Genomic DNA, 15296 nt, shown 5'->3' with positions numbered 1-15296 from the left:
ATAGGAATCAGACGCGGGGCGGTCGCCATACCCCGGACGGGGTGGGCACAGAAACGGAATCACTGGAAAAGACCAGCACGACGGGGCTGAACAGTGTCACGGGCGGCTTGACGATCGAGACTTGCAGCATCCCGCCCGTCTTGCACTCCTGACCCGGTTTGCAGGGTTTCCCATGCTCGGTCGGGCTCTTCATGTCATTGCAACAATCCATGCCCATGTCGTCCATCATCGCCATGCCCATGGCTTTCATCGGGCACGGTTCTGTTGGTGCCTGCACCCCCGCCATCCCGCTGAGGGGAAGCGCCAGGCTGATCACAAAAATAAGGCAAAACCGCAGGTAGCGTTTCATGGGGTTGGAGTGTAGCCGTCAGAATTAGCGCGAACAATTAATTAGACACTGGCTTTCATCTAGCGCATGCAAGCCGCTTGATAACGCACGATATAAGCCCATCAGCATTAAGCCTGCATTATTTTGTTTTGACGCAAGACGCCCTATCTTCAGGAAAAAGCGATTCTCACTAATCGGCTGCGGCTGCGGCTGCGGCTGCGGCTGGATTAAGATGACATGCCCTCAGCCACCTGAATCAGCATTTCTTCGACTAGATGTGTGCCAATGGTTGTAGTGAGCATCGCCGATGGGCTCTCTCCCACAAAACGGGCTTTGGGTTTTGAAAGCCATCGTTTGGCCTTCCCTTTGTCACCGAAGATCACCTCGGCCATGGCAGTAATGTGTCCAAACCGGAACAGGCGGTCGCTCTCATGCAAAGTTAAGAGTTGATTGGCTGCCAATTTTTTTTTGAGCGTTTTGGGTTGAATGATTCTGTCGCGTTCTTCGTCGCTTAGGGTTCCATCATCATAGAGCACCTTGATCAGGCTGGCCGAGAAGCCAGCTACAATCTTGTCGTGAATGTCCAGATCCGAAGCATTGACCGAGATATGAAGAAGCGCCTCCAGACGCGTGCGGTAACCATGATAGACATCATGACGCAGGACGCCAGCGAACATTGGCCGCACTGATGTTGCGTTGTCCAGGGGCATCAGCACTAATGTGCCATTCGCTACCGTTAGCTCCAGGTCGTCCCCAACACCTAACCCCATTTGGTCAAGCAACTCTGGAGGTAGGTCAATGATGATGTCGCCAGTACCGTCCTCAGTATTCTGGCACTTGACTATCCAACGCTCGCTCATGATTGTCCGGCCCTCATCCGCGATTAGAGAATGACACACATCATTATGCTCGGGCGCAGAGCTGACCAAAGGAACGTGCACTCCTCCAGTAGACATGCACTGCCGCTGCTCGAACGCCGGATAGCGAGTAAAACAGCAAAAAATGGGTCAATGGCTTTGCCGCCTTTCCACCGTCACATGGTTACGAGCTTGATCTGGCAACTACACGAAAAGGATATGACATGAACCCTGTTGAGCTTTATGTTTCCGTCGACGTCGAGACTTCTGGACCTATACCAGGCGAATACAGTCTGCTTTCCATTGGAGCCTGCCTTGTAGATCAACCTGCCACATCCATCTATCTTGAGCTACGGCCTGACAGTCCAAAACACGACCCAGAAGCACTGGCAGTATCGGGGCTGAGTCTGGAGAAGCTGGAGCGCGAAGGACTCACTCCGCAACAGGCGATGCTGACATTTGGTGAATGGCTGAAATCTTCCTGCCAAACGGGGCAGAAGGTCATTTTCGTAGGACTCAATGCACCGTTTGACTGGTCATTCGTCAACTACTACTTCCATAAATACTTGGAAACCAACCCCTTTGGTTTTACCGCTATCGACATGAAGGCCTACTTCATGGGAGCTGTAGGTTGCAGCTGGCAGGAAACAAGATCATCCAAGATGACCGCTGCGCTGAAGCCGCTCAGCGAACCGAACCATAACGCATTGGATGATGCTCGCTTTCAGGCAGAGCTCTTCGCACTAATGCTGGCGGGTAAAGGTAACCGCTGACGTGCCTCCCATGGCACCGACTTGAAGCTTATCTAAGCCAGGTTGCCTCAACATACCTGCCGCCCCTGAACGACCACGCCTTGATGCCTTCTGGTTTTTCGGACTTGCCAACGATAACGGCTATTGGGTGCGGCAGATCCTGCGTGTAACGCGCAGCAAATCTGGAAAAACTTCCTATGTCTGCCGGAGAAATCACCGGAACAGATTGGGGATGCGTATGCCAATAGCCCACCAGACGTAACCCTTGTTGGTTAGCAGCTTGGATCTCCTGGCAGCACCGCTCCGCATCCAACTCTAGCCAAGACCAGCCTGACCGATCGGCGCGATGAGGCAACGTGGCCAAGGCCAGCAGCAACCCTTTCGGATTAACCGGGTTGACGAATAACTGTCCCCCTCGCTCCATGCCAAAGAGGCCTTGCCGATGACTATCCAAGATGTCCGCGACAGCTTGCGACACCAATAGCTCGGAATCCACCTCCGCCCATCTCCAGCGCCAAGCGATATCCGTCATACCATTTCATCCTTATGTTCCGGCCATCCGCGCTCGAGTAGGAGTTGCTGCGCCCCCTCTGGAAGTTTGGGCCCATGGTATTGGCCTCCTAGGCTCGGCACATCTTCAGGCCTGTAGATACTGCTGACCCAAGATGCAGTGGTGATGTTGCCGGTCAATGCACGTAAAGCCGTGTGCGACACCATAGAGGCGATATTGGTCATCCCCAACGATCCGCCTGGAATAAAGCTCTCCCCACAAGCGGGCAGCGGAACTGCACCTCCTCCCGGCCACTCTGTAAACTTATGAAGAAAATCGCCGATGTCCGTGAATAAATGACGGCCATCAAAGGTACCGGCTGGTGCGAATAGCGCGTGGCCTACCTGGGTATACGGTTCGCTCCAGGCTTGTAAAAGTCCCCAAGAAACGCCGCTGGATTTGGCTCGCCATACAGTGACCTCTGACTGCCAGTCCGCTGTCGTAATCACCACAAGATCTGCGTTATCGAACACTTCTGGTTTGCTACTCATAACTACTTCGGCGAAAGTCGAATAAGCGGTGCATTCTGTAGTCGGAAGATCTAACAGAATCTTGTCCCTCAACGCTGAGGCTTTCAGCCTCCCTAGGCTATCCGCTCCCAGAACGTGCCTACCCAGATTGGCTGACACCAGAGTGTCAGGATCGATGAGGGTAAGGTGGCCGACACCGGAGCGTGCCAATTGTATTGCCACCGCACTGCCTAACGAGCCAACGCCAACACAAACGACCCGAGCATTTTCAAGGTGCTTTGCAGTGCCGCTTATATCGCGGGACAGAATGGACGCACGATCAAGCACGTCTAGGGCAGTTGCGCGGACGAGTGCCGGAGGATGTGCATTTGCGATGGCCGGCCGGCGGCGCGCTGTGCGCAAGCCAAACTTTGCCCCCCGCTCTTGCTGTACGCCAAGCGAGCGCACATTGAGGCAATAAGTTGGAGCATCCGTCCCCCCAGGAAGCTCCAGGACAATCCATCGACTCGCCAACGTTCCATGCAGCTCAAACCATGCCAGTAATTGCTCGGCATCGTCTGGTTGAAGGTGTGGCGTGAGCCACAGCAATAAATCTTCTGGATCCGGGGTGCGGATATCCGGATAAGTCTGAAGCTTGACGTAAAAACCGGGAGTTTCGGCCGCGCGAATGACAGCGGAGCGCCCGACAACCCGTCGGTAATGCCCTTTGAGCGCAGCTATGTTCGATGCTAGCCAAACCGTTTCCTGACCGGATGGCACAGCCCGGCGCGGATCGCTGAGAGCAAACAACTGCGAGGCAGCCTGAGGTCGATCCAAAAGTAAAAGGTTCTGGTACGACTGTCCGTGCTGAAAAGACCAGTAGGTAGTGATCTCATTCTGAAATTCGATATCGCGCGTTGTCTGACTTGATCCCATCTTGGACAACGAAACGATCTGGGCCAAGCGAGCAAGACTGTCCTCTACCACGACCTCCGGGGAGCCCATAATGGGGCGTTCCTGAAAGCCATGAAGGCAAAGCCCCGACTTAGTGGCATGCGGCCAAACCAGCCATGGAGAAGGTTCGACGTTCAGCCGCAAGAGCCCACGAGGAAAGTTGGAGGGGAAACCAATACGCAGTCGCCGCTCCTGCCCCGTGTAATCAATGGGCAAGGGGAAGTGAAAGCACGCCGCTTCGTCAGTCCGCATGGGTGCGGGCTGGAGCAATGCATTGGCAGCATCCTGACCTAGGGTGTTTCGCAGTGCGGCGATTCCGCGCTGCAATGGCGTCTTAATAGGATCAGCCAAGGCGTCCAACTGGCTTTACGCTCGACTGAGAGGTTCCGCCACCGCTGGCCCCTCCGAAGAGCGAACCCATCGAAGCAGAGTTTCGAGTAGTGCCATCCGGTCGGCCGGGCATCGTCCAATTCGCAGGGATCTCATTGTTCACTGCCGTAATGAATGCCGGTGCAATACCGAAATTCTTTTTCACTGCCTCGGCAAAGGAATCGTTGGATTCAAAACTTTCCAAACCCAATGACACAGATGCACTGGCGTCCGCATGCCACTTGGTAAATGCTTGGCGATAGCCTTGCCCCTCGCCCGGTCGATTCCACTTCTCTGCAAAGTTTTCGCCGTTATCGGCAGGGTTGCAGACAAAGCAATCGCTACCTCTTTGCGCGATGTGCTGCGGCATTCTGCGAACGATTTCCAAAATTGCATCGAGCGGTGCCAAAGGCTTCGACTGGGACTCCTTCACGACATCCAGGTACGCGTGAGTGGCCAGAGTGGTGATAACTGCAGATATGGGGCGAGTATCAGCGCTCCTTGTTTTGATGGCCCATTCATCGCGATGCCGCTTAAGCAGCTTTATGGTCGCACGCAGGGGATCTTGATCGATGTAGTCCTGATAATGCGGCAAAGGATCTTGTGTCGCGGCATCAAGCATTCGCTGGCTTTTGGCAATCACCAAGCTTTCCAGGGAGATTTCTTGGGCAGATGCGACCTGCAACCAATTCGAGTAAGGAATAGGGCTGCTTGCTTTCCACCCTGTGACCCGATCCGGAACCTCCAGCTTACCCTCGCCGTTTGCTTCGCCATTTCCGTTGATCGCGCGGGCAGGTGTGACATCAATGTGGAAACCTGGATTTTCGTCGGCATAAACGATCCGAATACCACGACGTAGTTGCTTAACTTCTTCCTGAACGCGGGAGCCCTCTCTAAAACGCTGTTCAATCGCCTCTAGAACTTCCTTCGCACCAGCGCCTTGAGCGTGAGGGAGCCAGATAATCGCGTCCGCATCAATGGTGTCCAGATCCGCAGGCGCGCCGGGAATTGGCTTAATGGTGGTTTTCAGCCGCATTGAGCCCTGAACGAAGATATGGGCCTCAGCGAGCAACGGATTGTCAGAAGCCGAGAGGATTTTTTCCAGTTGGGAGTAGCGGTCATTGATTTTTTCGTACTGCGCTTCCGACAGCGAGATTTCCCGCGCGGCGCGAAGCAGAAAATATTCCCAACTGCTGCGCTTGGTTTGTTCGTTGCTCAAAAGCATTTACATAGCCTCCTGGGCCACCGAGCCCAATTGCAGTGTTTGCGTAAACCGATCTTGGTTTTCTTTGTCCCGATCGAAGATCAGGTACGTATGTTGATGCTGCGTTGTGAGCAACGCGCCAAACTCGATGGCCAGTGCCGCAGGAATGGCGGCGAAGACGTGGATAGGATCAGGAGTCAGAGCCTCAAGCTGGCTCAGTCGTATTTGGAGTGCGTCGCGAAAGGCATGAATCACCCGACGGTTCTGTACCATCGCGTAGCTAGGTTCCGGAATCAACAGCTCTGCAATGCGCGCACCTGGAATGGCGTCAGTCACGTCGCGAATTGGAACTTGCGCAGAAATGGAGAGCACTAGCGCCAGTGGGCCATCACCGTCCGGCGGAGGAGTAAACAGAAACTTGGGCGGCTCAGCGGACTGATCGGGCCAGCGCAGAAGATGCTCGCGGTTAAAAGAGAAGATCAAGCGTTTAGAACGGTCGCCGATGCTCTGACCCAACATCATCAAAGCTGGAATATCGGCCAAGCCCACTACAGCTAGTGCAGGCGCATCGCCATAGGTGCCGCCGCGACGCCTGAGTTGCTGCTCCAGCTCATACTGGACGCTGTCTTTGATGTTCTGCCAATAGGTCGCGTCTCTACCTCGCGGTCCGGGCGCAGGGAAAGTGATTTTGATGCCTTGATCGAAGGCCGTTAGTCCTTCAGCAGACATCGCAGTCAACAGATCGCGAACGGGAATGTCGTTGAAAGTCTGGAAATGCTGACTCTGGACAATTAGGGGAATGGCTCTGCCACCATCGGGGGTCGTTGCAGCGATTCGGATGCGTTCTATGTATGCTTGGTGCAAACCACTCAAGTCATTTTCAGGGTAACCATCTGCGTCACGATCAATTTTGTCATGACAGCCTGGGCACAGGAGCATCAGGTTAGCAGTATCGTTCGTGTGCCCCTCAGCATCATGATCCGCGCGTCCCCGAGGCCCCTTGGGACTGGCGGGTAGGATATGCGCCACTTCGCCCCATTTCATTGGCTTGCCGGCACGATAGTCGAACGTTAGATCTGTGCCGCACAGTTCGCAATGACCAGCGGTCTGTGTCCATACGATCCGCTTCGTCTCATCATTCGTGTTAAAGCGCCCACTCGCGGGCTTAGCGTCTTCTGGTTCTGCCATTTCGACCTACCCCCGAGAAACATCCATGATTGAAAACGATGATGGCAAGATAAGATCATATTAAGGTCATTTGCCGCGATTTCAAGAGAGATTTGAGGGTGATTAATGCCGAGCCGTCTTGACCAAGACGCTTTTTTTGACTCATCGAAACGGAGTGATGGCAGCTTTCGATTTCTGGCAAATGCTGATGGGTTATGGTGCTGACCAGAAGCGTATGTATCGAAATTAGCGATTTTATGCAGAAGACATAAACTCGCTAATTTCGATACATATCTCGCTCAAAAACCAAACGACATCAATCTCCATGCGCCCCCCACAAGAACCAGCTAAAGAACCCGATGCGCGATAATCGGTTCTTAAAGCTATCGCTCCAGCCCCTGAGGGCGTTTTCGGGGCGGATAGAGCGCAGATGCCCTCAGAAGCTAATCGCAATCGGCGGTCCCTCCCAGTCTCTCGATACTCCGGTAGACTTGAGCAAGGCCTCTGCATCCACGCCTGTTCTCGCCAAGCTTTCCAGATCCCACTCGAAGAAGCTGGAAAAAACCAAGAAAACTTTGCTTGCTACCGCCGAGGTCAATCTTACAGTCGAATAGTTCACCGGCAGCTTCATTCTTATGATTTCAGAGATGCTCCACACCAATGTCCTTAATCGGAAATACCACACTGACTCTTGGTGACGCTTGATCTGGTGATAAGTAAGAGGGAACCTCTGCTTACGCAGTTCTAGGCCGTGAGGTAACGAGTTTGGGAGCAGCGTCTGCAAATTTCTAATGTTCACCCTTTTAGGATCTTTCGCAACGCTATACAACTCATCCACGCCCGCTTCAATAAGGGCTGCATAACCAGCGTCTCTTGAGTCGATAGTCTTCTCAACCTTAACGGCAACCTTCTTAGGCATGCGAAGTTTTGCGATCAGCCATGCATTATCATTTTCCATTAGCCAATGAGTTGGTTTATAGGCTTTTTTCCAAAGGTACTCCACATCAGCCTCGGAGCGCAGCGCCAAAAGCATCTCGATTTTTTGACGGTACTTAATCATTTTACCGGAATGCGCATCTTCATTTTTAGAAGGTCGTGGCGAACTCGAAGCACTTAGCAGGATAGACTCATTCTTCAACGCTCCCTCGAAATCATCAGCACTGGAAAATAAATGAAGCGCGATAATCAAATGTCGCGCTAGTGGCATATTAAGCTGACCCTTGTCTGACTTCAGCCTAATCCATTGCTCATGCTTTCCATTATTGTAGGCCGGATCAATTTGCGCTAAATACTCATCGCCATAAGCACTTTGAATACTATCAAAAAGTTTCGCAATGCCCGCATTGTTTCCAAATACAAATCCACGTTTCTTACATTGCCGCACATAGCAAGAGCTCAATACCGCGCTACCTATTGGCGGGATCTTTCGTTGCAAGATATCATGCGCGAATAGCGCGACCTTCTTCTCCAGATCCGAGCCCTTATGCGTCGTCTTAGCGTTAAGTGGATTCCACCCGCATGCGCATGGTTCAGTCAGATTTGGAAGCAGCTTCAATTTTCGATAGAAAGGGTGGGAGCACTTGGGGCAAGCATGGATCAGCGAGTCCCCGTGGCGCCAACAGACTGAAACACCGGGTATATGGTGTGATCGATGCCAGTAGGCAGAACCGCAATCGATCAAATCCTCCTGAACGCAGGTAGGGCAAAGCTTAGCTTTCCCATGGATGGACTCTTCGCGGCGAGGAATTCGTACCACCCCATCAAAAGCGTGCGATCCAGAATGGTCCTCCGGTCCTTGCCTCACACCTAGAAAAGGTCTGTACGCAGGAAACGTCGTGTTGTTACTGATAAGTTCTGCAAGATTGCTCTCCAGCTGCCCTGGTAGCATGTCGGCAAGCTTCTCAATCTGCTGAGGCACGATGCCACCGATGCTAAATGGCTTAGATGCGAATAAATCACGGTAGGTTTCCGCCGCTGTTCTATTCCCTGACAGGTAGTGATAGCGGGTGACGCGAGAGTGCAGCATTTCATCCGGCATCGATACAGGGAAAAATAGTAGTTCAGACATCATTTACCGATTAACAAAGTAGGGTTAAAGAAAAACGCGGATCCAAGATGGAGTATATAGATTGCACATTAAATTTTGTACTGGGGTTAGGCTCTCTGAAATGACCACACGATAGGGTGTCACCCTGCTCCGAATTTTGATGGATTACCCAACCGCAATCGTAGCAGTATTCATTGAATCAAAAACACGTATCGATAATCCAGCTCCCGCAAGTTGAACGCGTGAGGAATATACAATCAAGATTATTCTGATCGCTAGATGAAACATACTTCTCATATCGCGACCTACGTAGCTTAATGCCAGCTATTTTTGAGAAGTAAACGGATTTTTGTGGAATGCCCTGCGGCACAAAGAGTTGAATGCGGGGTGTCGAATGATGATTTATTACCGGCTGGATCACACCGTTAGCCGTATGCTCGCGAGCCTGTAGAGCGAAGAACGCGTCACGGACTTGCCCTCCGAGAGCAGTTTGCGCCTAGCCCACCGTAAACGCCGTTCGTGAAAGCTTTCAACTGATTCACATACCTTGTCAAGCGCTGCTGCACAGAGAGGAAGCTTGCTGAGCTGCTTTTCGAAGCGAGACAGAACATGAAGTTCTCTCCCAATTCTGGTACGTGACACGCGGACCGGCTTACCTTTAAAACGATAGAGTACATCAGCACAGTGCCGTACTTCCCCGGCTAGTCTGTTATCGAGAGAAGCGAACATCTCTGAGCTATTGATTCGGGGTGCGCGATGGATACTTGGGTTTGTAGTTGATCTCGACAGCCACTGCTTGTCATTTCGATATAGCCAAGCGTACCCCTTGCACGCATGTGCTTTTTGCAAACGGTAATCGGCCTCGAAGACCCTGCGTCTTGCACATAGCTGAATTTGAAATCGAGCCTTCCTCCAAGCATCTTGACCGCCAGGTACGCTGCGGATGCGGCGATAGACGCACGCCAATGAGACACCTAAAACGGCAGCAATCTTTTTGGCATCAGCTCCCTCAAGGGCATGTTCCCATACAGCGGTCAACGAACAGTCCTGTCCTTTACTCGACGTCTCCGGTAGATCGCGCCTGGGTAGCCGCATGTGTGTTTTCGGACCAGACGCCACTTCCCGCTCCAGCGGGCGTTGTTCATGCAGCAACCTCGCCATGTCAACGTCCAGTGCACCGGCTAACAGAATGTATTTGAGCGGATGATGAGAGGTGATTGGCTTACGAAGCAGCTTCGTGACCCATGTGGCGGGTATATCCCCACCGACGTTCCCGAGTACAGCAAACTCCCAATCTCGAGGCAGTGCTGCAAAAAAATTGGTCATGTGCTGTGCCAGCAGTTGCAGATATAAACGGTGGTTTCCAGAGGCAAGATTAAGCTGTGTTGCCTTTTGCATAAACGTGTAGCGCATCGTATCTGCCGACAACGCACTGACTTCAGATTCAAGGATCTGAAGCGAGCGCAACGCTATATCGTGGAGCGGCGGCTTGCACACCGACGGGATATCAAGAGGTATCGTGTGTGCTTGGACATGCTCGTCACTCGGCAGTGTGAGTTGTCGAGAGTTGCGGCTGGACCAGCGATGATCAAGGATCCTGAGTGACGTGCCGTGATGCGGACAGACCAGCACGCCCGGAAGCATGTGAACCCTATGCCAGTAAGCGACCCCCCGTTGTACCTGATCTTGGGCAATACACTCTTCGCATAACCGCACTCTAGAGGCGAATTCAATACGGCTCGCGTTGACACCCAGCTTCAGCATCAGGCCTTTGCCATCAGCGGTCATCAACATACGAGCATGTTCTACCTGGCGCATACTCAAAAATGGCGCGTAGTAGGGTAATAACGTGTGGCGCATAAGAATCTCGGCTACTGATAGCTCGGTACCGCTGGGTAGCGCTTCGACAAAATCCCTAAGATGACTTGGGAAGGCGACATTCTGTGAAAATGCCGCCGCCGATTTCAGGCCGGAGAACGCGGCTCGGATACTACGAACACCGCAAAGACTGGCATAGCGAGAAATCAGGCTGTGCAGCGTTTCGTCTGGAAACGCTGTGGGGAAGAAATGGAGTTTAAGGTGCACTTCATCACCCCCTACTTACTCTTTTTGATACATCGGCGAGAACTCAAATAGATCCTCGTTAAGCCAGTCCGCAGCTCGCAACGCATCGAGAGGATTGTTGTGTTCACTTAACGATTTAGCCTCTGAGCTTTCCACTGCAGCAGCAACCGGCGATTGGCGCTCTTTCGCGGGAGATGCATCTGCCGGCTTTTCACGGGAAACAACGCTTCGAAGTAAGGAAAGGCGGTCCGCTCGTGCCAACCCGTCGAAAACCATCATTTCGTTCAGTTGCTCCTCAATCGGAAGCAAATCGTCGAACTGCCGCATGCGCTTCGGATCTCGGCTACGCAGAGCCGAAAGGGCTGGCTTGAGAATCTGCATTTTTGAGTTGCTGACCTTCACCAAAGTCTCGGCAGTCAAACACTCGGAGCCACTCTGAACCGCGTATCGCTGACTCAATACCAGCAGCTTGACCAGGAAATCTGTGACACCTTGGGTGTGCTCATACAGTGTGTCTAAAATTTCGTCGGTCAGCTCAGCGGTCTGCTTGCACCATTGATAGCTCCAAAGATTTTCGACCAACAACCGCCACTCCTCATCATCTTTCTCGAAGCGTTTGAATTCGAGCGTACCGGCTCCACAGACTCGGCGGGCCGTACGCATCACTTCTGAGAACAGGCTAATCATCGAGTTCGTGCCACTGAAAACGACCGGAATACCGATGTTGTTAACCAAGTGCAGAAAAAAATTCAGCATGCTCTCCTTACCACCAGTTTTCGCCAGGTGGAGGTTTTGCAGCTCGTCGATCAACAAGGCGCCGATGAAAAATGTACTCGCCACCTGCTCCATTTGTTGCAGCGCATCATTGATGTTTCGGTGCCTGTAGCGCTTGTGGTAGTCCTTGTCCCCTAGAGCATCCCCAACCGCATAAAAAAACTGCTGGCAAAACCCAGCCAGTGATCCATCCCGAGGGCAGTCAAGCTTCAGCCAAGTGATTTGGGTATGAACAAACTGTCTCCCTTCATAGCGCTCATGACGGATTGTCTGTGGATAAAGGCTCAAAATGGCGTGAAGTGCCGTCGACTTTCCAATGCCGCTCAGGCCGACGACGGTAAATGTCTCTGCGGTGGATTTGAACGCATCGTGGTAACGCTGAGCACCGGATAAAGAATGCAAATGCCGGACGGTAGCGGGCGACATCGGGTTACGCCCAACATACCCTCGACGGATGAGCAGCGAGAAGAGAGCCTCCAGTTCCAAGTGCAACAGAAACGGCTGTACCACTGTTCTCAAACGGTCGATACAGTGAATACGAGTGGCTCCTTCGAGGCTCAGCTCTTTCGGATCCACCGGCTGAGGAAAATTCGAGATCAGCTCTATAGCCGTCGCCTCCGAGAGTATTGGAGGCAAAGCTTCAATTAGCGGATTTCCGGCATACTCACGAATATCCTGTTTGACGTAATTGGCAAACGTCTGTGCACCTTTCATTGCGCCTGTCCTGGCCGAATTCTTTTGAGCAAATCGATAACCTGCGCGGTGCGCTCGCCGGCATATGAGTCACGCGCTGTCGGCGTCGATTCAGATTGTTGAGAAGCTGGCTCAGCCCTGACACCTGCTGGTACAACAGCATTTTCACGCTCACGGAGCCGTTCTTCGGCGCGGTTTTCGCGGATGTTTCCTGTGGCCTCGGCCTTGGTGGGAGGAGCAGGCTCCAGCTCTCTTTCAGAAAGGGCATTGGTGATGATCTGATGGACTTGATCGCTAAGCTGCACACGGCTTTCCAGCTCAGCTCGTCGGTGAGCTGGTGGTTTCTGGCGATAGGCTTCGAGCAGGTCAAAAATTTCGTCCGAGCGGTAGTTCGCGTAACTGGCATCCGATTGTCGAAGATCACAACGGATAAACTGCTTGGCATCACCCTGGATCCAAATGTGCGCAGCAGAGTTCGGATCGAACCAACACTCTATTGACCAAACTCCCCCTTTGCGAGCTTTGGCAAACCAGTTTTTCTCTACGGCCATATCACACACGTAGTGCATTCCGCGAAACATCACTCCACGCTTTTGAACGGTCGCGCGCTCTCGGGGCAGGAGGTGGAGGTAAACCATCTCGTCGGGGCGTTTGTTAGATTCGACCAGATCGTTCTCGCAAGCCCAACTCCATATTCCGCTGGGTGTTGGTTCAACGCCGTCATTCATCATTGCCTGCGTCAGCCGGTCAGGCTGACGATGATGCCGGTTATAGTGGAGCACGCAGTTGATGAGGATCTGTGTGAATTCTCTAAGCGTGAGGGTGGCATCGAGCCGGTAGTCTCGCTCGCCTCGCTCTTTATCACGCGCAGCTACCCCGCCAGGTAGCCATCTAATGCCCGTCAGATCATTCAAAATGCCAAACCGACTCTCTACCATAGGCTTCCAATCCGGCCGATATGGCGGGGCAGTGCCCATCTCAATCCCCAAGCCTGACGAAAGCCCTTCTGCTGCCAGTGAGAGCATCTCGCCCCTGTCGGCATAAATCTGGTGGGGCAAGTGGTGACAATCCCAGTCTTCTGCGTTGATTTCAACGCCGTTTTGCGCGCAAAACGCGACCTTTGAAGTAAACGCGTTGAATAGCGCCTGCCTCGCCCCATTCCAACTGGGGCCTTCCAACCCCACATAGAGACCAACGATCATTCCGGAAAAGCTATCCACTACGATATAAACTACGGGGCGGCCTATTAGCATCCGTCTAGAGTAGCTGTTGACCAAATAAATATCGGCAATAGTTGCGTCGATTTCAAACTGGTGACATGGTCCGCGCAGCCAATCGCGAACAGTACCTGAAAGCGGGCGGCAGTCTTTCAGCCACCTCCTCAAACCTTTACGGCCACGCTCAGTTTCTATTTCGTCAAAAAAGATTTGGCCCCAATATCTAAACTGCCTCAAGCTGGGTATTTCTGAACTCGGAAGCAAATGAAGTTTTTCTTCGCTGTTTTTCGAGATATCTCGAACAGAGTAGAATCTTCTCAACATTTCGTCATATGCGCTCGAAATAGATGATTTTTTATCTTTCACGTAAAGCGCATACCCAACACGAATACACTTTTTATCAACATCACTAAGCATCTTGGAGGACGACGTAAGAACGCCTTGAAATTTAGGCTTTCGACCTGGAGGCTTACTCGGATCATATTTTCTATCGGAAACACCTACCGCTGAATAATTCTTAAGCAAGGAGTTTCGGATTTGACCATAGATCCAATAACGGTAAAGAAGCCGATAAATCTTCTTCCGCTGAATCCCCAAGTCTGAAGCTCTTTTGCTAACCAACGGGCCCAATTCCCCCCGTGCGAATATTCGCCCTGGGTAGTCAGGATCTAGCAGAGGGGCAATGATGGCCCATTTTTCGTCTCGGCCCAGCTTGGCTGCCTCGTCCAACTGATCCTCAAGCACAAGCATGAACTCGGGTGTGGCGATGGTCACTGGTTTCGTATCACCACCGGATACCGATCGATGCAGCTGTTCAAGACTAATAGCGTATGGCTGCCTGGGAGGATCAGCTAGGTCAATCACAACAGCCACGTCATGCATTTCATCAAGGTAAATGAGCCTAACGATCGTACCAATAACTGACAAACCGGTAACAGGCTCAAAAACGTCATTTACGAACAAATTCATGACATTTTCTCCTTCGCCGAAATATCGATAGAGTTCTGGATAACTTCGAAGTCAGGAACTAGCCCAGTAAGATGTAGAGGTGAGCTTACCAAGTCGATTTTCAGTACCTTATTCCAAACCAGATGGAAGAGTATTGCTTGGGCGTCGATATAGGAGATGGACAGAAGGGATGCAATTTTTCTCAAACAGTTGGCCAAAGTCCACGGATATCCCCGGCTGTTTGCCAAGCAATCAATAAAATTAGAATGCAGCGATACTTTCATTAAATCACGAGGGAGTTTTGAGTATTTTCTGATTAGCCCAAGGTTTTTAATCAGATCTCGTGTAAAAAACTCGTCTGTGACGATTTTCCAATCGACACCTTGACCCTGCCAAAAGCGCTTTTCAATCTCAAGTTTTTCAAGCGTGCGTTTATTTCCTTTACCTACTAAATCAGAACGATACTTCACAGTTCTAGCTACCGACTTGAAATTTCCATTCTGGTCCTTAACAGTTAGTAGAAAGTCGGTCGTCATCACATAAGGTAGCGTTGTTCTAGGGTACCGGGGGAAGCGTACATCTATAGACGTTGCTATTGCTTGCGCCCTCTCTGAGGGGAGCAATGGGTATTGCTCACGAATATCCACGACGTCTTCTGAAAATTCACACACAAGGAAGTAAGAACGCTCGAGATCTGACAGCAAGTGATGGATCCTGTCGATCTTGACGCCTTGAATCTTGTGCGAACGACCGATCGAAGGAACGTCCTGTACCCGCAGCCAAGGCACGTAGCTCGCCCCGGCGCCTCCGCCAAATCCATTTGCAATGTGCCGATCAATGTCCTGCTGTGATGCAAACTTACGACCTCGCAACCCACGCCTCCTCAGTCTATGTGGACCGCTTCACCTCTTGCCGAGAAAAAG

12 protein-coding genes are annotated in these 15296 nt (G+C 52.0%); 1 reads left to right on the top strand and 11 read right to left on the bottom strand.

Going from position 1 to position 15296, the window contains the following annotated elements; all coding sequences use genetic code 11:
- Positions 1-7: 7 nt before the first annotated feature.
- Positions 8-349, bottom strand: coding sequence for a hypothetical protein (locus tag AB4N91_RS26875; protein ID WP_460111918.1), 342 nt, complete (start codon positions 347-349; stop codon positions 8-10).
- Between the two features lie 206 nt (positions 350-555).
- Positions 556-1188, bottom strand: a complete 633-nt coding sequence (locus tag AB4N91_RS26870; RefSeq protein ID WP_460111917.1) for an antitoxin Xre/MbcA/ParS toxin-binding domain-containing protein — start codon at positions 1186-1188, stop codon at positions 556-558.
- 221 nt (positions 1189-1409) lie between these two features.
- Here AB4N91_RS26870 and AB4N91_RS26865 point away from each other — a divergent pair, with 221 nt between their 5' ends.
- Positions 1410-1958: a 3'-5' exonuclease gene (locus AB4N91_RS26865; protein ID WP_056854282.1), complete on the top strand. Its 549-nt coding sequence runs from the start codon at positions 1410-1412 to the stop codon at positions 1956-1958.
- 28 nt (positions 1959-1986) lie between these two features.
- On the opposite strand, the gene AB4N91_RS26860 is transcribed toward AB4N91_RS26865, so the two are convergent.
- The 9 genes from AB4N91_RS26860 to AB4N91_RS26820 form a co-directional block, all read right to left on the bottom strand.
- Positions 1987-2469: a Mov34/MPN/PAD-1 family protein gene (locus AB4N91_RS26860; RefSeq protein WP_056854281.1), complete on the bottom strand. Its 483-nt coding sequence runs from the start codon at positions 2467-2469 to the stop codon at positions 1987-1989.
- A complete protein-coding gene (locus AB4N91_RS26855) occupies positions 2466-4250 on the bottom strand; it encodes a ThiF family adenylyltransferase (protein ID WP_460111916.1) in 1785 nt (594 codons plus the stop codon). Before AB4N91_RS26855 ends, AB4N91_RS26860 begins: the two co-directional genes overlap by 4 nt.
- The gene (locus AB4N91_RS26850; protein WP_056854279.1) at positions 4234-5484 is read right to left on the bottom strand and encodes a nucleotidyltransferase domain-containing protein; all 1251 of its coding nucleotides are present in this window, start codon (positions 5482-5484) and stop codon (positions 4234-4236) included. Before AB4N91_RS26850 ends, AB4N91_RS26855 begins: the two co-directional genes overlap by 17 nt.
- Positions 5485-6651, bottom strand: coding sequence for an SAVED domain-containing protein (locus tag AB4N91_RS26845; RefSeq protein ID WP_460111914.1), 1167 nt, complete (start codon positions 6649-6651; stop codon positions 5485-5487).
- A 415-nt stretch (positions 6652-7066) separates the two neighbouring features.
- Positions 7067-8698: a TniQ family protein gene (locus AB4N91_RS26840; protein ID WP_460111913.1), complete on the bottom strand. Its 1632-nt coding sequence runs from the start codon at positions 8696-8698 to the stop codon at positions 7067-7069.
- Between the two features lie 396 nt (positions 8699-9094).
- Positions 9095-10762, bottom strand: a complete 1668-nt coding sequence (locus tag AB4N91_RS26835; RefSeq protein ID WP_460111912.1) for a TnsD family Tn7-like transposition protein — start codon at positions 10760-10762, stop codon at positions 9095-9097.
- Between the two features lie 15 nt (positions 10763-10777).
- Complete coding sequence (locus AB4N91_RS26830; protein WP_160767911.1) at positions 10778-12229, bottom strand: ATP-binding protein; 1452 nt, start codon at positions 12227-12229, stop codon at positions 10778-10780.
- The gene (locus AB4N91_RS26825; RefSeq protein ID WP_460111910.1) at positions 12226-14394 is read right to left on the bottom strand and encodes a Mu transposase C-terminal domain-containing protein; all 2169 of its coding nucleotides are present in this window, start codon (positions 14392-14394) and stop codon (positions 12226-12228) included. Before AB4N91_RS26825 ends, AB4N91_RS26830 begins: the two co-directional genes overlap by 4 nt.
- Entirely contained in the window at positions 14391-15245 is an 855-nt protein-coding gene (locus AB4N91_RS26820) for a TnsA endonuclease N-terminal domain-containing protein (RefSeq protein WP_460111909.1), read from the bottom strand. Before AB4N91_RS26820 ends, AB4N91_RS26825 begins: the two co-directional genes overlap by 4 nt.
- Positions 15246-15296 lie beyond the last annotated feature (51 nt).

The sequence above is a fragment of the Pseudomonas sp. H3_D04 genome (genome assembly GCF_054669175.1).
This window is presented reverse-complemented; position numbering and strand designations above follow the sequence as displayed.

Coding starts and splice junctions, on each gene's coding strand:
- AB4N91_RS26840 (WP_460111913.1), bottom strand. CDS start 8,698: ATGTCTGAACTACTATTTTTCCCTGTATCGATGCCGGATGAAATGCTG.
- AB4N91_RS26865 (WP_056854282.1), top strand. CDS start 1,410: ATGAACCCTGTTGAGCTTTATGTTTCCGTCGACGTCGAGACTTCTGGA.
- AB4N91_RS26850 (WP_056854279.1), bottom strand. CDS start 5,484: ATGCTTTTGAGCAACGAACAAACCAAGCGCAGCAGTTGGGAATATTTT.
- AB4N91_RS26825 (WP_460111910.1), bottom strand. CDS start 14,394: ATGAATTTGTTCGTAAATGACGTTTTTGAGCCTGTTACCGGTTTGTCA.
- AB4N91_RS26860 (WP_056854281.1), bottom strand. CDS start 2,469: ATGACGGATATCGCTTGGCGCTGGAGATGGGCGGAGGTGGATTCCGAG.
- AB4N91_RS26875 (WP_460111918.1), bottom strand. CDS start 349: ATGAAACGCTACCTGCGGTTTTGCCTTATTTTTGTGATCAGCCTGGCG.
- AB4N91_RS26870 (WP_460111917.1), bottom strand. CDS start 1,188: ATGAGCGAGCGTTGGATAGTCAAGTGCCAGAATACTGAGGACGGTACT.
- AB4N91_RS26830 (WP_160767911.1), bottom strand. CDS start 12,229: ATGAAAGGTGCACAGACGTTTGCCAATTACGTCAAACAGGATATTCGT.
- AB4N91_RS26845 (WP_460111914.1), bottom strand. CDS start 6,651: ATGGCAGAACCAGAAGACGCTAAGCCCGCGAGTGGGCGCTTTAACACG.